At 69.5% G+C, this 15,565-nt stretch carries 15 protein-coding genes; 7 read left to right on the forward strand and 8 right to left on the reverse strand.

The genetic code is table 11. The features are described 5' to 3' along the window. Positions 1-9 precede the first annotated feature (9 nt). Positions 10-843 (forward strand): SGNH/GDSL hydrolase family protein, encoded by an 834-nt coding sequence (locus tag PVE36_RS04115; protein ID WP_277454754.1) that lies wholly within the window; start codon positions 10-12, stop codon positions 841-843. A gap of 35 nt (positions 844-878) precedes the next feature. Here PVE36_RS04115 and PVE36_RS04120 read toward each other — a convergent pair whose 3' ends face one another. Continuing rightward, positions 879-1,484 (reverse strand): PIN domain-containing protein, encoded by a 606-nt coding sequence (locus PVE36_RS04120; protein WP_277454755.1) that lies wholly within the window; start codon positions 1,482-1,484, stop codon positions 879-881. 23 nt (positions 1,485-1,507) lie between these two features. Continuing rightward, positions 1,508-2,026 carry a helix-turn-helix domain-containing protein gene (locus PVE36_RS04125; protein WP_277454756.1) on the reverse strand — a complete coding sequence of 173 codons (519 nt, stop codon included), beginning with the start codon at positions 2,024-2,026 and terminating at the stop codon, positions 1,508-1,510. 457 nt (positions 2,027-2,483) lie between these two features. Between PVE36_RS04125 and PVE36_RS04135 the strand changes: the two genes are divergently transcribed. The 5 genes from PVE36_RS04135 to rfbB all read left to right on the forward strand — a co-directional run bounded on the left by PVE36_RS04135 (position 2,484) and on the right by rfbB (position 5,956). After that, positions 2,484-2,711: a hypothetical protein gene (locus PVE36_RS04135; RefSeq protein WP_277454758.1), complete on the forward strand. Its 228-nt coding sequence runs from the start codon at positions 2,484-2,486 to the stop codon at positions 2,709-2,711. Then, on the forward strand, positions 2,704-3,048 hold the full coding sequence (locus PVE36_RS04140; RefSeq protein ID WP_277454759.1) for a type II toxin-antitoxin system PemK/MazF family toxin: 345 nt from the start codon (positions 2,704-2,706) through the stop codon (positions 3,046-3,048). The genes PVE36_RS04135 and PVE36_RS04140 overlap by 8 nt, the downstream gene beginning before the upstream one ends. A gap of 57 nt (positions 3,049-3,105) precedes the next feature. After that, on the forward strand, positions 3,106-4,515 hold the full coding sequence (locus PVE36_RS04145) for a bifunctional dTDP-4-dehydrorhamnose 3,5-epimerase family protein/NAD(P)-dependent oxidoreductase (RefSeq protein WP_277454760.1): 1,410 nt from the start codon (positions 3,106-3,108) through the stop codon (positions 4,513-4,515). 148 nt (positions 4,516-4,663) lie between these two features. Beyond that, positions 4,664-4,939, forward strand: a complete 276-nt coding sequence (locus tag PVE36_RS04150) for a hypothetical protein (protein WP_277454762.1) — start codon at positions 4,664-4,666, stop codon at positions 4,937-4,939. A 21-nt stretch (positions 4,940-4,960) separates the two neighbouring features. Continuing rightward, complete coding sequence (gene rfbB / locus PVE36_RS04155; RefSeq protein WP_277454763.1) at positions 4,961-5,956, forward strand: dTDP-glucose 4,6-dehydratase; 996 nt, start codon at positions 4,961-4,963, stop codon at positions 5,954-5,956. 137 nt (positions 5,957-6,093) lie between these two features. Here rfbB and PVE36_RS04160 read toward each other — a convergent pair whose 3' ends face one another. The 3 genes from PVE36_RS04160 to PVE36_RS04170 form a co-directional block, all read right to left on the reverse strand. Further along, positions 6,094-6,600: a GDYXXLXY domain-containing protein gene (locus PVE36_RS04160; protein WP_277454764.1), complete on the reverse strand. Its 507-nt coding sequence runs from the start codon at positions 6,598-6,600 to the stop codon at positions 6,094-6,096. Further along, a complete protein-coding gene (locus PVE36_RS04165) occupies positions 6,597-7,832 on the reverse strand; it encodes a DUF2157 domain-containing protein (protein ID WP_277454766.1) in 1,236 nt (411 codons plus the stop codon). The genes PVE36_RS04160 and PVE36_RS04165 overlap by 4 nt, the downstream gene beginning before the upstream one ends. A gap of 87 nt (positions 7,833-7,919) precedes the next feature. Next, positions 7,920-9,185 carry a divalent metal cation transporter gene (locus PVE36_RS04170; RefSeq protein WP_277454768.1) on the reverse strand — a complete coding sequence of 422 codons (1,266 nt, stop codon included), beginning with the start codon at positions 9,183-9,185 and terminating at the stop codon, positions 7,920-7,922. Positions 9,186-9,494: 309 nt separating this feature from the next. On the opposite strand from PVE36_RS04170, the gene PVE36_RS04175 reads away from it, so the two are divergent. Next, positions 9,495-10,448, forward strand: coding sequence for a hypothetical protein (locus tag PVE36_RS04175; protein ID WP_277454770.1), 954 nt, complete (start codon positions 9,495-9,497; stop codon positions 10,446-10,448). Between the two features lie 297 nt (positions 10,449-10,745). Here PVE36_RS04175 and PVE36_RS04180 read toward each other — a convergent pair whose 3' ends face one another. From PVE36_RS04180 to PVE36_RS04190, 3 genes are read right to left on the reverse strand one after another with little or no spacing between them, the layout of a single operon-like run. Further along, positions 10,746-11,426, reverse strand: a complete 681-nt coding sequence (locus PVE36_RS04180) for a GDSL-type esterase/lipase family protein (RefSeq protein ID WP_346780614.1) — start codon at positions 11,424-11,426, stop codon at positions 10,746-10,748. Positions 11,427-11,476: 50 nt separating this feature from the next. Beyond that, the gene (locus PVE36_RS04185) at positions 11,477-11,662 is read right to left on the reverse strand and encodes a DUF6104 family protein (protein ID WP_277454771.1); all 186 of its coding nucleotides are present in this window, start codon (positions 11,660-11,662) and stop codon (positions 11,477-11,479) included. A 1-nt stretch (position 11,663) separates the two neighbouring features. Then, on the reverse strand, positions 11,664-15,539 hold the full coding sequence (locus PVE36_RS04190) for a multifunctional oxoglutarate decarboxylase/oxoglutarate dehydrogenase thiamine pyrophosphate-binding subunit/dihydrolipoyllysine-residue succinyltransferase subunit (protein ID WP_277454772.1): 3,876 nt from the start codon (positions 15,537-15,539) through the stop codon (positions 11,664-11,666). Positions 15,540-15,565 lie beyond the last annotated feature (26 nt).

Below are 15,565 nucleotides of genomic sequence, written 5' to 3' on the forward strand. Positions count from 1 at the left end.
GAGACCGCCATGGCTCGCTCTTCGGATCGCCGCTCGTCCGCCCTGGCGCTCGTCGTGGCCCTCGTGCTCATGGTGCTCGTCGCAGGGCTGTGGGCCTTCGTCTTCTTCGACCACCGGCAGGCCTCCTCGGCCCAGGCATCCACGTCCGGCAGCAGCGCGGGTTCCTCGTCCCCCGGCGAGTCGAGCAGCTCACCGAGCTCGGAGTCGAGCAGCTCCGATGGCGACGACGGCGCGGCCGAGGGGGAAGGGACCCTGGACCAGGCGCGCGAGGCCTTCGCCGCCGACGGTTCCCGGGTGCTCGTGCTCGGCGACGAGACCGGTGACAGCTGGGACGAGTGGGCCTTCCTGCTGGCGGAGTCGCAGGGCCTTCCCGGCGCGATGTGGATGACCCAGACGGAGAACGGTTACAGCGGGGCGAGCGAGGGCACCCGCCTGTGGTCCGGGGCGATGACCGAGGCCACCGCCGACTACCCGGTCGAGCACTGGGACGCGATGTGGCCCTCGACCGACCCCGACCTGGTGCTGCTGAGCTACGGCCACCACTACTCCTCCGCGGACGAGGCGACGCAGTCCATGGAGGAGCTGCGCGCTGCCATCACCGAGCAGGCGCCGGAGACCCCGATCGTCGTCGTCCTGCAGAACCCGCAGGCCGACGACGCCAACGCCTCTGTGCGCGAGGCCATCGCCGGGTGGGCGGAGGAGTCCGGGCTGCCGACGATCGACGTGGCCGCCGCCTTCGCCGAGTCCGACCAGGCGCCGGAGAACCTGCGGCTGGACGAGATGCACCCCTCGAGCGCCGGCTCGCAGCTGTGGGCGGAGACGGTGGAGGAGGCGCTGGCCTGACGGGGCGGTAGTCGAGGCGGGATACTCGTGTTGGGTTATGTCACCCGAAGAGCGTCGCGTAGGCCAGGCGCGACGGAAAGAAGTTCTACCGTCTCTGTCATCTGGTAGCGCTCATCGAGGACCGTCAGCACATCGGCCGCTGTGAGGTCCGGACCGTGTCGTCCGCTGCGTTCGCATATCGCGAGCACAGCTCGGGAAGCCTGCGTCAGGTGCTGCTGGACTGTGTCGTAGACGAACTGTCTCGCTGGAGTCGCACGAATGGACGCGGGGAGGTTTGACACGGGGAAGTGCTTCAGATTCTCCGTGACGATCGTCTCTGCACCACCCATGACTGCCGCGGCAACAACGTGCTCGTCATCAGGGTCTGGCAGGCCGTACGTGCCCTCCAAAGATTCCCACCCGGTGACGAGCGCGTCATCGAACGCACTCGACATCTGGTGGATCAGCCTCTTCGCGCTTGTCTCGGCTTCTTCGTCGGGTGTTCCTCGCCCGATCAACTTTTTCGCTTCGTGATAGACCAGTTCGTCGAGGATCGCCGAACTCCACTTTGGGCTGTAGCTACCCTCGGCGGCCAGCGAAAGCAGGAAATCCCGCTGCAAGCTGGGCCAGAGCACACTGGTGTCGAGAACGGCTGCAAACACGCGGCCACCTTATGCAAAGACGTTCAGCGACCCCGACGTTTCGCCGCCACGGCCTTCCGAGCCTCCTTGAGGTCAGCCAGTGTCTGATCGATGTCGGTCGTCTCGTCGATGTCGACCGAGAGCGCGTCGATCGCCGCGTACTGCTCCAGTCGTCTCTTCTCGCGGTAGTCCAGGACATCGGTGAGAGCGATCCGTCGATGTGAGCCTGAGCGCGTATATGGCAGTCTGCCGCCGTCGAGCGCCTTGATCAGCGTGGGACGGCTGACGCCCAGTAGATCGGCCGCCTGCTGGGTGGTCAGTGTCTGCGAGGTTGGAGAGATCGTCACCGACAGGCCCTTCTGCATCGCGTCCACGACGCGCCGCAGTACTTGGTAGACCTCCTCGGGTAGCTCAACAGGGTGGTCCTTCATCGAGCCGACGAGGTAGTAGCGCGGCACCGGGTCGAGCGCCTCATCGGCAGTGAGCATGTCGTAGACGCGTCCCAACAACTGCGTGTCGTTCGCGCTGTGGGTCGACGATGCGAGGGTTTCCGTGGTGGACATGAGACACACTCCCTTAACTGCTCAACGCGCAAGCATTTGCGTTTGCTTCGTTTAGTCTACCGCGCGCAACCGCGTGGCGGTAGAGCGCACGCGAGCGACCACCATGCCGCTACGCTCGGCGACTGGATGCGACCATCGAGCAGACATCGATCCCCGGGCTGCTGGTCGTGCGCTCGCCCGTGCACCGCGACGCGCGGGGGTGGTTCACCAGGGCCTGGCAGCGGGAGAAGCTGGTCACCCTCGGGCCGCCCGACTTCGGGTGGGTGCAGGACACGTCCCCCGCGTTCGCCCTCGACGACCGACCGGGGCCATCGACTGTGGCGCCAGAGAGTGTCGCGCGGGGCAGGCGCTCTCCGCAGGGCCTTGCGAAACGCTGCCGAGGGCGATCGCCGCGACCTGGGCCCGGTGAACGGGGCGCACTGATCGCGCGTGGTAGCCAACTCGGTATACTCTTGTCATGGCAACGACGATCAAGGTGAGCGAGGAGCTGCGCGACCGGATCAACCGGGACGCCCAGGAGCGGGGTGTCACGGCCGCCGGTCTGATCGAGCGTCTGCTGGACGCGCATGAGCGACGTCAGCGGATGGAGTCCTTCGGGCGGGCCCTCCGCGGTGCGGATGAGTCGTACTGGGACGAGTTCCACTCGTGGGACGTGACGCTTGACGACGGCCGACCGGGTGAGTGATCTCCGTCGCGGGGCCGTCGTCTGGGCAGAGCTCGACCCCGTGCGCGGACGAGAGCAGTCCGGGCGCCGGCCAGCGCTCGTGGTCGCGAGCGACCTGTATCTCGACCAAGCGGACACGCTGGCGATCATCCTGCCCGCGACGACCACCGACCGAGGATGGCCGAACCACGTCCTCTTGCGCGGTCCGCGACTCGAGCTGTCGCAGTCGACGTTCGTGATGACCGAGCAGCCGCGCACTGTGGCGCGCGACCGGTTGGTCGGCACGATCGGCAGCGTTGACCTCGCGACGATGCGCGAGGTGGACGGTTGGTTGAGGGACTTCCTCGCCCTGTCCTGAGCCGGCCGCGGTCGCTGATGAGCGAACGCCGTCCGAGGTCACCGCTACGCTCCGGTCATGGAGCTGACTGACACGCCGATCCCCGGGCTGCTGGTGCTGCGCTCGCCGGTCCACCGGGACGCGCGCGGCTGGTTCCAGGAGGTCTGGCAGCGTTCGACAATGACCGCGCTCGGGCTGCCCGACTTCGGCCCGGTCCAGCACAACGTCTCCCACAACGCCGTCCGCGGGTCCACGCGCGGGATCCACGCCGAGCCGTGGGACAAGTTCGTCACCGTCGTGCACGGGGCGGTCTTCGGCGCGTGGGTCGACCTGCGCGAGGGGGAGACCTTCGGCGCGACCTTCACCGTCGAGATCGAGCCGGGCACCGCGGTCTTCGTCCCCCGCGGCGTCGGCAACTCCTACCAGGCGCTCACCGACGGAGCCGTCTACTCCTACCTCGTCAACGAGCACTGGCGCCCCGACCTGACCTACCCGGCGCTCGCCCTCGACGACCCCATCGCTGCCATCGACTGGCCGATCCCGTTGTCGCAGGCCGAGATCTCGGCCAAGGACCTGGCCAACCCGACTCTGGAGGGGGTCACCCCCTTCGCCCGGCGTCGGCCGTTGATCCTCGGGGGCAGCGGGCAGATCGGCTCCGCCCTGCGCTCGCTGCTGCCCGATGCGCTCGCGCCCACGCGCGCGGAGCTGGACCTGACCGACCGCGCGGCCGTGGCCGCACTCGCCCTCGGCGAGCACGACCTGGTCATCAACGCCGCCGCGATGACCGCCGTCGACGCCGCCGAGACCAACGACGGCCGGCGGCTGGCCTGGCGGCTCAACGCCGAGCTGCCCACCCAGCTCGCCCGCCGCGCCGCGCACGAGCGCTTCACCCTCGTGCACTACTCCACCGACTACGTCTTCGACGGGCAGACCGAGGTCCACGAAGAGGACGAAGCCCTCGCGCCGCTGTCGGTCTACGGGCAGAGCAAGGCCGCCGGGGACCTCGCCGTCATGCTCGCCCCGCGCCACTACCTGCTGCGCACGGCGTGGGTGGTCGGGGACGGGGCCAACTTCGTGCGCACCATGGCCCGCCTCGCGGACGAAGGGGGCACCCCCGCCGTCGTCGACGACCAGCACGGGCGGATCTCCCTCGCCTCGGAGATCGCCGCGGCGACGCTGCACCTGGTGCAGGGGTCCGCTCCCTTCGGCACGTACAACGTCACCCAGTCCGGGGAGTCGCTGACCTGGGCGGGGATCGCCCGGGAGATCTTCGCGCTGCGCGGGCGCTCGCGGTCCGACGTGACGGGGATCAGCACGCAGGACTACGGCGCCCCGGCCCCGCGGCCGCGGCACTCGACGTTGTCGCTGGACCGGTTGCGGCAGACGGGCTTCGAGTCCGTCGACCAGCTCGAGGCGCTGCGCCGATACGTGGAGTCGCGGCTCGAGCCCGGGGGTTCTGCTACGTCAGCCACCGATCAAAGGGTCTGAGGAGCAGATTCAGAAAACTTACTGTTCTCTTACCCTTGATTTACCATTCAATGTACTCCAGAGTAGGAGTGCACCCCCGCTGGGGAAGGGCGGGGGTGCACTCACGGGCCGCCCAACCGGGGCGGTCGGAAGGCGCGAGAGGGTGGACATGGCGCGGTCGACGCAGGGGGCGAACCTCCAGCTGACCCCGGTCACGCCCATCACCGCGATCATCGCCGCGCTCATGGTGGCGCTCGGCTCCTACGGCGTGGTGACGGACCTGACCGGCGCGTCGGGTGGCGAGCGGCCGACCTGGTCCTCCGTGGGGAGCGACGACGGCGCGGCCGCTGCCGGGGTGCTGGTCGGCGACCGGCCCGGCGGGGCGGATGCGAAGGCGATCGAGGCCCTGCACGAGGCGATCCTCGCGCACTACCGCACCCGCTGACCGCCGACTAGCCTGAACGCCATGCGGGTGCTCGTCACCGGGGGAGCCGGGTTCATCGGGAGCAACTTCGTGCACCGGACGCTGGCGACGCGTGGGGACGTCGGGGTGACGGTGCTCGACGCGCTGACCTACGCGGGGTCGCTGTCGTCGCTGGATGGCGTGCGGGAGGACGTGCGCTTCGTCGAGGGCAATGTCGCGGACGGGGCCCTCGTGGACTCGCTCGTGGCGGACTCGGACCTAGTGGTGCACTTCGCGGCTGAGTCGCACAACGACAACTCGCTCGCCTCACCGGGGGCCTTCGTGCAGACCAATGTCGTGGGGACCTATGAGCTGCTCGAGGCGGTGCGCCGGCACGGGGTGCGTTACCACCACATCTCCACCGACGAGGTCTACGGCGATCTGGCGCTGGACTCGCCGGAGCGGTTCACCGAGGCCACGCCGTACAACCCCTCCAGCCCGTACTCCTCGACGAAGGGGGCCTCGGACCTGCTGGTGCGGGCGTGGGTGCGGTCCTTCGGCATCGAGGCGACGATCTCCAACTGCTCCAACAACTACGGACCGCGCCAGCACGTGGAGAAGTTCATCCCCCGCCAGGTCACCGAGGTGCTCGACGGACGCCGCCCGCGCCTGTACGGCGACGGGCTCAACGTGCGCGACTGGATCCACGTCGACGACCACAACGACGCGGTGTGGGCGATCGTCGACCGGGGTGAGGTGGGGGAGACCTACCTCATCGGGGCCGACGGCGAGGTCGACAACGTGACGGTCGTGCGCTCGGTGCTGTCGCTGATGGGGCGCTCACCGGAGGACTTCGAGCACGTGCCCGACCGAGCCGGCCACGACCGGCGGTACGCGATCGACTGGTCACGGCTGCGGGAGGAGCTGGGGTGGCAGCCGCGGTACCGGGACTTCGAGTCCGGGCTCGCCGCGACGATCCAGTGGTACGAGGCCAACGAGCAGTGGTGGCGGCCGATGAAGGACGCCACCGAGGCGAAGTACGCCCGCACGGGGCAGTAGGCGCCGGGCGGCCCCCCCTCGCCCCGCCCCCTTCGCCGGGTCGATGTATTCCCGCGGCCACGGAGGCGCGGGAATACATTCAACCAAGTGCACGGGGTGGCGCAGCGAGCGAGCCTCGAAGGGACACCACCCACACCTCAGGGCGACTCCCGCACGTCGACGAGGGCGGCGTGGCCCCACCGGTCGACGCGGACCTCGGCGTAGGCGCCGTCGGCGAGGTCGGCCTCCATGGCCAGCGCCTCCTCCTGGGGCAGGAACCAGCTGTCGATGCCGCACCGGACGTTCCACGAGTGGTCGTCGCAGGCCAGGTACGGGGTGCCCGACGGGCGCTCGCGGAGCCACTCGTCCGCGACCCAGACCTCCCCCTCGCGGCGCAGCGTGATGTAGACGGCCCCTGACTCGCCGTCGTCGAGGCTCCAGGAGCCGGGTGGCATCTCGCCGGAGGCCGGGTCCGGCGCCGGCTGCAGGTCGGGGTAGCCCAGGCTGACGTAGGCCCCGCGGAAGGGGTCGATCGGGTCGATGGGCGCGACCCGTAGGACGTGGCTGTCGCCGATGAGCCGCGCCGAGAGCTGGGGAGCGACGGCGACCCCCACGAGGACCAGTTGGACGATCGCGATGGTGGCGACGGTGGCGATGCGCTTCATCGCTGCACCCCCTCGTCAGAGCCCGGTCCGGTGACGGGGTCGAGCGTCTTGGCCACCCGTCGTCGGGCGCGGTCGAAGAGCAACCCCGTCCCGAGGAAGACGACGCCCAGGACCACGAAGAGCAGGGCCCCTGTGACGATCGGCGCGAAGACCGCGAAGCTCTGGAAGGTCGTGAAGGCCACGAGGGCCGCCATCGCGACCCAGCTGAGGGCGCGGTGCTCGCGCAGCACGTCCAAGGCGAGGAGGGCGACCGCCAGAGCGACGTAGGCCACGACACTGAGCACGGCGTGTGCCCACTGGCTGGGGCCGACGTCGCTGATGTCGGTGCCGGTGTCCCACAGGGCGAGCAGCACGGCCGCGGCGAGGACGACGAACGCCCCCACCGGCTCGATCCAGGCGTGGTCGGGCCGGCGCACCGCCAGGGCGACGGCTACGACCCCGAGGAGCACGGCCGCGATGAGCTCGACGATCAACCACAGCGACCAGTCGAGACCGTCGTAGATCCCGGGGATCGCCGCGACGAAGAGGGCGGCCAGGGCGAGGGCCGCGGCGACGAGTCGCCAACCCCACGCGAAGGAACGGACCCAGCCGTCGCTGAGCACCGCGAGCGACGCGGCGACCACGGCGCCGGCACCGAGGGAGATGACCGCGCCCATCGCGCTGCCCTCGGTCCACAGGGGCTGCCAGATCCACCACTGGACGCCGGTGCCGAGGCCGACGAGGAAGGGCATCGTCGACTTCGTCAGGTGGGCGTGCAGCAGGGCGCCCAGCGACCACAGGCCCACGAGCGTGGGCTCGTAGGCGGGCACCTGCAGCGACTGCGCGGCCTGCATGATCACCGCACCGATGCCGAGTGCGGCGAGCAGCCGGATCGCTCCCACGAGGGGGGCGGACGCACTGCGCGCGGCGAGGACCTCACCGCCGATGAGGAAGGCCAGCCACAGTGCCACGACGGCGACGAAGCGCGTCATCGGGCTCAGCTCGTCGAGGTTGGCGGCGACGAGCCAGATCAGACCGACGCCGACGAAGGCGCCACCGAGCAGGAGCATGAGGCGCCCGAGCACGGACGATGCGGAGGAACCCCCGCGGACGTCGTACCGACCGGTGATCGTCTGCGCCTGGGTGGCGTCGATGACCCCCGAGGCCTGCCAGTCGGCGACCTCTGCACGCAACCAGTCGAGCCGCTGGCGGCTGACCTCACGCGGCGCGCTCGCGTGGGATGTGGTGTCCATGGACAAAGCATGGCCCCTCGCAGGCGGCTTGCCCATGAGTACGGCGCCCCATCCCCCTTCGCCCGGCGTGCGCGGGTGGGGGAGGCCTCAGATCAGGCCCAGCTGCGAGACGAGGAAGAGCCCGCCGAAGCCGATGAGGAAGACCAGACCGGCGTAGGCGAGCACGCGGATACCGACGGAGAGCCGGCGCTCGCTGCGGATGATCGAGAAGTTCAGCCAGGCGAAGACCGGCGCGGTGAGGAAGGCGCTGATCATCGCGAAGCGCAGCATCGTGCCCAGCTCAGCGCTCATCCAGACCACGATCGCCAGACCGATGCCGGCGATGCCGGTGATCCACAGGTCCTTGTGGCGGCGGGTCATCTGCGGCTGGCCGCGCAGCAGCCGCAGCGACTCCGCGCAGGCGCGGCCGTAGCCGTCGACGACGGAGATCACCGTGCCGAACATGACGGCGAAGGCGATGACGGCCATGATCGGCGTCGCCCACGTGCCGATCGCGTCCCCGTACATCGACATCAGCTGCGGGATGTAGGCGCCGCCGGCCAGCTCGAGCTCCTTGCCGCTGCCGTACTGGACGAAGACACCGAGACCGACGAAGAAGACCGCGAGGATCGTCGAGACGACGTAGCCGGTGTTGAAGTCGAAGAGGACGTCCCGCGGGTGCACCGTGCGGTCCTCGGCCTTGGCCTTGACCCACAGCGAGTTGAGGGCGCTGATCTCGATCGGTGCCGGCATCCAGCCCACGAGCGCGACGAGGAAGGGAAGGGTCGCGAGGGTCCACGGCGAGGGGTCGACGAAGTCCGGCTGGCGCACCGCGCCCTGGCTCGCGGCCATCACCACGGCCACGACCGTGGAGACGGCGAGGACCGCCATGATGACCTTGGTGACCCCGTCGAGCGCCTTGTAGTGGCCGCCGACGAGCAGCAGCCAGGTGATGAGCATCAGGGCGCCGGCGAGGACCGGGATGCCGATGCCCCACGACGCCGGCACGAGGTAGGCCAGGATCACCGTGCACAGCAGCGCGACGCCCGCCGTCGAGACGACCGACGACAGGGCGGCGAGGACGAAGAAGACCCACAGGTAGACCCGGCCGCGGCGGGCGTAGCCCTCGACGAGGCTGTGTCCGGTCTCGGCGGTGTACTGGGGCCCGAACCGGAAGAAGGGGTACTTCAGCAGGTTGGCCAGCAGGATCAGTCCGACGAGCTGCCAGCCGAAGAGCGCGCCTGCCTGGGTGGAGGAGATCAGGTGCGAGGCGCCGATCGCGGCCGAGGCGGCGAGCAGACCGGGGCCGAGGGCCAACCACCGGCTGCGCCAGGTCGATCGTGGTGTGACGTGGCTCTCGTCGGTGATTGTCATGCGCGGCACCGTAGCAGCGGGGAAGCCCGCGGCCCGCATCCGAGGGCAGTGGGGAGCACCGCCGCCCGCATCCGAGGGCAGTGGGGAGAACCGCCGCCCGCATCCGAGGGGTTCGCCCCCTGTGTTGGAGCACCCTTCCCGCTGGCGTGCCTCCCTTCCGCCGGGTCGATGTATTGATGCGCGGCGGGAGGCGCGGGGATACATCGACCCAGGAGGGGGGTTGTCCACAGCGGGAGGCCAGGCGGGCTGCTTGTCCCCAGCTGCACGTGGTCGGGTCCGCCGCGAGGAGACCGCCACCACGGTGTTGCCATGCCACCTCGCGAGACCGCCATCCAGCGCCACCGCCGGGTGCTCGCTGCGTCCGAGGAGACGGGCTTCGTGCTGAGTCGGCGACGTCTGCGTGAGCTCGGGGTCACGCGGCACCAGGCCGACGCCCAGGTCACGGCGGGACGGTGGGTCAGGCTGGGGAACCAGACATTCGGCATGCGCGACGCACCGTTGGAGCCCACCGGGCAGTGCTGGCGCGCGGTGTGGGAGACGGGCGAGCGGATCGCGCTCGTCGACGGGGCATCGGCGCTCCAGGCTGCGGGGCTGAAGGGGTGGACCGAGGACGTCGTGCACGTGTCGGCCGTCCACAATCACGTGGTCGCCCCGATCGACGGGGTGAAGGTGCACAAGGTGATCCGTCGGGTCGAGGACGAAGCGGTCCGAGTGGGTATGCCGAGGACGACACCGGCGGTGGCTGCCATCCGCGCCGCGCACTGGGCGGTCAGCGACCGGCAGGCGGCCACGATCCTGGCCATGCCGGTGCAGCAACGCCTCGTGACCGGGGAGCGACTCGCGGCCGCGCTCGAGGTGGTGAGGGGGCGGACACGACGGGCCCTGATCCGCCAGCTCGTGATGGACATCGTCGACGGTGCACAGTCGCTGGGCGAGATCGACTTCGCCGCGGCGTGCCGGAGGCGGGGGCTGCCCGTCCCGAGCCGGCAGGTCATGCGAAGGGGGCCGCGCGGGCGGGTGTACCTCGATGTCTACTTCGAGGAGTACGGACTCGTCGTCGAGATCGACGGGGCGGGCCACCTGTGGGGGTTGGCGCAGGTCGACGACAACCTGCGTGAGAACCAGGTCGTCATCGACGGCGACCGGGTGCTGCGGATCAATGTCGTCGGTCTCCGCCTCGACGAGGAGACCGTCATGGATCAGGTGGCCGCCGCCCTTCGCTCCGATTGGGCCCAGGACAACTACGCCCGTCGGCGCCGCTGACCTGGGCCGGCCCGGGGTCGGCGCGGGGGACTGGCGTGGGGGACTGGCGTGGGGGACTGGCGCGGGGAGTGGGTGCGGGGGTGGACGTGGGAGGCGCGTCTGGCATCTCCCGCCTTGCCCGGTCGATGTATTCGGGCGCATCCGGAGGCGCGCGAATACATCTACCCAGCGGCGGTGGGGCTGCTCTGCCAGTGGGTCGCTGTATCAGCGCGTTTCAGGGGACGCGCGAATACATTGAACCAGCGTCAAAGGGGGCCCCAGCGTCAAACGGGGGACCCAGTGATTAGGCCCCCAGCGTCAAGGGGGACCCGACTTGGGGTCAGGAGAGCCAGTCACCCCAGCCGTGGTGGAGCACCAGCCACGCGATGAGGCCGTAGCCCGCCTGGCCGGGGTGGACGCCGTCGGCGGAGGCGGCGAGGTCCGCCTCCCACTGGTCGTGGCCGACGAGGGGGTGAAGGTGTCGACGAACATCACGCCACGGCGGTCGCAGACGTCGCGCTGGGCGTCGACGAGCTGGCTCAGGGCGTCGTTCGTCACCGGATCGGCCGTGGGCGGGGGGCCGACGACGAAGGTCCCGACGCCCTGACTGGCGGCCTCGTCCAGCACGTTGGCCAGGTTGAGCCGGTGGCGGGCGATCGAGGTGCCCGCGGTGACATCGGCGTGGCCGACCTGCACGACGAGGCGACGCTCGGTGGCGTCGCGGAAGCGCAGGGTACCCTCGGACTGCCAGCGCTGGGAGAGCCCGCCGGAGGTCTCGCCGCGCAGGCCGAGGTTGTAGTGGGCCAGCACGGCATCGGTCAGGGTGGTGCGGGCGAGGACCCGCCCCGTCCAGCCGAGGGCCTTCTCGTCACCGACCCCGGCGACGAAGGAGTCGCCGATGAAGACCAACGAGACATCCCGTCGCCCCTCGTCGGAGGAGAAGCTCGCGCTGGGGGTGAACTCGTTGCCGGCTGCGTCCGTCATCGGGGTGCCGCTCACGTCGGGGGTACTCCTGGGGGTGGTGGTGCGGTCAGGGACTACCGCGCACGTTACTCGTCGTCGAGCCCGTCGTCGTCGAGGCGTGCCAGCCAGGCGGCAAGTCGGTCGACGGGAGTCTCGAACTCGGGGTTGAGATCGACGAAGTGGCGGAGCTGGTCACTCACCCACTCGAGAGTGACCAGCTCCTCACCACGACGATCCGCGAGCTCCTCGATACCGCGGTCGGTGAAGTACACGTCAGCGGTCGAAGGCCTCGCGCAGGATCTCTTCCTGCTCGACCTTGTGCTTCTTGGCCGTACCGGCCGCCGGGGAGGCGCTCGCCGTGCGGGCGACGACCCGCAGGGGACGCTCCTCGCCGTGCTCGGCGAGGTCACCGGGCAGGTTGAGCGCGAGGAAGGGCCACCCGCCCATGTTCTCCGGCTCCTCCTGCACGACGACGAGCTCGGCGTTCGGGTACTTCGCCAGCTCACGGGCGAGCTCCTCACCCGGCAGCGGGTAGAAGCGCTCGAGGCGCACGATCGCCGTCTGCTCGTCCTTGCGCTCGGCGCGCTCCTCCTCGAGGTCGTAGATGACCTTGCCGGAGGCGATGAGCACGCGAGTGACGTCGTCGCCGGTGGGGGCGCCCTCCGCGTCCGGCAGCACCGGGCGGAAGCCGCCGCTGGTGAACTCCTCCGGGCTGCTCGCCGCCGCCCGCAGCCGCAGCATCGACTTCGGGGTGAAGACGACCAGCGGGCGACGCGGGCGGTGGTAGGCCTGACGACGCAGCAGGTGGAAGTAGCTCGCCGGCGTCGACGGGAAGGCGACCGTCATGTTCTCCTCGGCGCACATCTGCAGGAAGCGCTCGATGCGTGCGGAGGAGTGGTCCGGCCCCTGGCCCTCGTAGCCGTGCGGCAGCAGGAGGACGACCGAGGAGTTCTGGCCCCACTTCTGCTCCGAGGAGGAGATGAACTCGTCGATGACCACCGCGGCGCCGTTGACGAAGTCACCGAACTGCGCCTCCCACAGCACGAGCGCGTCCGGGCGCTCGACGGAATAGCCGTACTCGAAGCCCAGCGCGGCGAACTCCGACAGCAGCGAGTCGTAGACCCAGAAGCGGGCCTGGCCGCCGCCGATGTAGTTCAGCGGCGTCCACTCCTCGGCGGTCACCTTGTCGATGAGGACCGCGTGCCGCTGCACGAAGGTGCCGCGGCGCGTGTCCTGACCGGTCAGGCGCACCGGGGTGCCGTCCATGAGCAGGGAGCCCAGGGCGAGCATCTCGCCGGTGCCCCAGTCGATGCCGCCCTCGGTGACCGAGGCGGCCCGCTTCTCCATGGACTTCTGCAGCTTGTTGTGGATCGTGAAGTCCTCCGGCGGCGAGGCGAACAGGCCACCGATGTGCTTCAGGTCCGCGATCTCGACACCGGTCTCCGTCGCGGAGCGCTTCGTGTCGTCGGTCGTCTGCGAGGCCGGGCGCTCCAGGCCGGCGTTGTCCGAGCCACCGGGCTCGTCGGGGGAGTCGGGGGTGTTCTTCAACGCCTCCTTGGTCTCCGCGAAGACCCGCTCGAGCTGGGCCTGGTAGTCGCGCAGCGCGTCGTCGGCCTCCTCCGGCGTGATGTCGTTGCGCCCGATCAGTGCCTCGGTGTACAGCTTGCGCACCGAGCGCTTGTTCTCGATGAGCTTGTACATCAGCGGCTGGGTCATCGACGGGTCGTCGCCCTCGTTGTGGCCGCGGCGGCGGTAGCACACGACGTCGATGACGACGTCCTTGTGGAACTTCTGCCGGAACTCGAAGGCGAGCTCGGCGACCCGCACGCAGGCCGCCGGGTCGTCGCCGTTGACGTGGAAGATCGGCGCCTGGATCATCCGCGCGACGTCGGTGGAGTACCACGACGAGCGGCTGGCCGAGGGGGCGGTGGTGAAGCCGACCTGGTTGTTGACGATCACGTGGATGGTGCCGCCGGTGCGGTAGCCGCGCAGCTGGCTCTGCTGCAGCGTCTCCGCGACGACACCCTGACCGGCGAAGGCCGCGTCACCGTGCATCAGGATCGGCAGCACCGGGAAGTCCTCGCCGGCGTGGTTGAGCCGGTCCTGCTTGGCGCGCGTGATGCCCTCGAGCACCGGGTTGACCGCCTCGAGGTGGCTCGGGTTGGCGGCGAGGTAGACCTTGGTCGTGGAGCCGTCGTCACCGGTGAACTCGCCCTCGGTGCCCAGGTGGTACTTCACGTCGCCGGAGCCCTGCACGGACTTCGGGTCCAGCTTGCCCTCGAACTCGCGGAAGATCTGCCCGTAGGACTTGCCGGCGAGGTTGGCCAGGACGTTCAGCCGGCCACGGTGGGGCATGCCGATGCAGACCTCGTCCATGCCCTCCGCGGCGGAGCGGGACATGATCCGGTCGAGGACCGCGATGACCGACTCGCCACCCTCGAGGGAGAAGCGCTTCTGCCCGACGAACTTCGTCTGCAGGAAGGTCTCGAAGGCCTCCGCGGCGTTGAGGCGGCGCAGGATGCGCAGCTGCTCGTCGCTCGTGGTCTTCTTGTAGCCGACCTCGACGCGCTCCTGCATCCAGGCACGCTGGGCGGGGTCTTGGATGTGCATGTACTCGATGCCGGTGGTGCGGCAGTACGAGTCACGCAGGATGCCCAGGATCTTGCGCAGCTTGAGGAAGGGCTCGCCGCCGAAGCCGCCGGTGGCGAAGTGGCGCTCGAGGTCCCACAGCGTCAGGCCGTGGCTGGTGATGTCGAGGTCGTCGTGGTGACGCTGCTTGTACTCCAGCGGGTCGATGTCGGCCATGAGGTGGCCGCGGACCCGGTAGGAGTGGATCAGCTCCTGCACACGGGCGACCTTGTTGATGTCGTCGTCGTGCGTCGCGGAGATGTCCGGCGCCCAGCGCACGGGCTGGTACGGGATGCGCAGGCTCGCGAAGATCTCGTCGTAGAAGCCGTCCCCGCCGAGCAGGTACTCGTGCATCAGGCGCAGGAACTCGCCCGACTGCGCGCCCTGGATGACGCGGTGGTCGTAGGTGGAGGTGAGCGTGAGGAGCTTGGAGACCGCGTTGCGGTTGATCGTCTCGGCGCTCGCGCCCTGCCACTCGGCCGGGTAGTCGAGGGCGCCGACGCCGATGATGGCGCTCTGGCCCTTCATCAGCCGCGGGATGGAGTGCACGGTGCCGATGCCGCCGGGGTTGGTCAGCGAGATGGTCGTGCCGGAGAAGTCGTCGAGGGTGAGCTTGTTGCCCCGGGCCTTCTTGACGACCTCCTCGTAGGCGCGCCAGAAGTCGGTGAAGTTCATCCGGTCCGCGGGCTTGATGGAGGGGACCATCAGCTGGCGGCCGCCGTCGCTCTTCTCCAGGTCGATGGCGATGCCCAGGCCGATGTGGCCCGGCTCGACGACGACCGGCTTGCCCTTCTCGTCCGTGTCGTAGTGCACGTTCATCGAGGGGATGCGCGTGAGCGCCTTGACCATCGCGTAGCCGATGATGTGGGTGAAGGAGACCTTGCCACCGCGGCTGCGCTTGAGGTGGTTGTTGATGACGATGCGGTTGTCGATGAGCAGCTTCGCCGGGACGGCGCGCACGCTCGTGGCGACGGGGACCTCGATGGACTCCTCCATGTTGGTCACCACGCGTGCTGCGACACCGCGAAGGGGGGAGCGCTCCTCCTCCGGGACCTCCGCCTTGTCGTCCGAGGAGATGTCCTTGGTCGGGGAGGGCTTCTCAGCCGTCTTGACCTCGGCTTCGGCCTTCTTGGCCTCGGTTTGCTTGGCCTCAGTCTTCTTCGGCTCGCTCTTCTTAGGCTCGGCCTTCTTCTCCTCGGCCTTCTTCGGCTCGGCCTTCTTCGGCTCGGCCTTCTTGGGCTCGGCCTTCTTCTCCTCGGCCTTCTTCGGCTCCGCCTTCTTCGACTCGGCCTTCTTGGGCTCGTCCTTCGCCGGCTCGGACTCGGAGGAGGGGGCCGCCCCCTTCGCCGTCGTCCCGTTGCCGCTACCACCCTCGCCGGGCTCGTAGTTCTCGAAGAACTCCCACCACGCCTCGTCGACGTTGTTGCGGTCCTGCTTGAACTGCTCGTACAGCTCGTCGACCAGCCACTCGTTGGGGCCGAAGTCGGTCAGGGAAACGGAGCCATCCTGGGGGTCAGGCACGGCGCATACGCCTCTTTCATCACAGT

The organism is Janibacter sp. DB-40, assembly GCF_029510815.1.
In the GTDB taxonomy this organism is placed as follows: domain Bacteria; phylum Actinomycetota; class Actinomycetes; order Actinomycetales; family Dermatophilaceae; genus Janibacter.

Excerpts from the sequence above, each read along its gene's own strand:
- PVE36_RS04160 (WP_277454764.1), bottom strand. The coding sequence starts at position 6,600 with ATGAAGCGCATCGCCACCGTCGCCACCATCGCGATCGTCCAACTGGTC.
- PVE36_RS04150 (WP_277454762.1), top strand. The coding sequence starts at position 4,664 with ATGGCGCGGTCGACGCAGGGGGCGAACCTCCAGCTGACCCCGGTCACG.
- PVE36_RS04135 (WP_277454758.1), top strand. The coding sequence starts at position 2,484 with ATGGCAACGACGATCAAGGTGAGCGAGGAGCTGCGCGACCGGATCAAC.
- PVE36_RS04165 (WP_277454766.1), bottom strand. The coding sequence starts at position 7,832 with ATGGACACCACATCCCACGCGAGCGCGCCGCGTGAGGTCAGCCGCCAG.
- PVE36_RS04175 (WP_277454770.1), top strand. The coding sequence starts at position 9,495 with ATGCCACCTCGCGAGACCGCCATCCAGCGCCACCGCCGGGTGCTCGCT.
- PVE36_RS04145 (WP_277454760.1), top strand. The coding sequence starts at position 3,106 with ATGGAGCTGACTGACACGCCGATCCCCGGGCTGCTGGTGCTGCGCTCG.
- PVE36_RS04115 (WP_277454754.1), top strand. The coding sequence starts at position 10 with ATGGCTCGCTCTTCGGATCGCCGCTCGTCCGCCCTGGCGCTCGTCGTG.
- PVE36_RS04125 (WP_277454756.1), bottom strand. The coding sequence starts at position 2,026 with ATGTCCACCACGGAAACCCTCGCATCGTCGACCCACAGCGCGAACGAC.
- PVE36_RS04170 (WP_277454768.1), bottom strand. The coding sequence starts at position 9,185 with ATGACAATCACCGACGAGAGCCACGTCACACCACGATCGACCTGGCGC.
- rfbB (WP_277454763.1), top strand. The coding sequence starts at position 4,961 with ATGCGGGTGCTCGTCACCGGGGGAGCCGGGTTCATCGGGAGCAACTTC.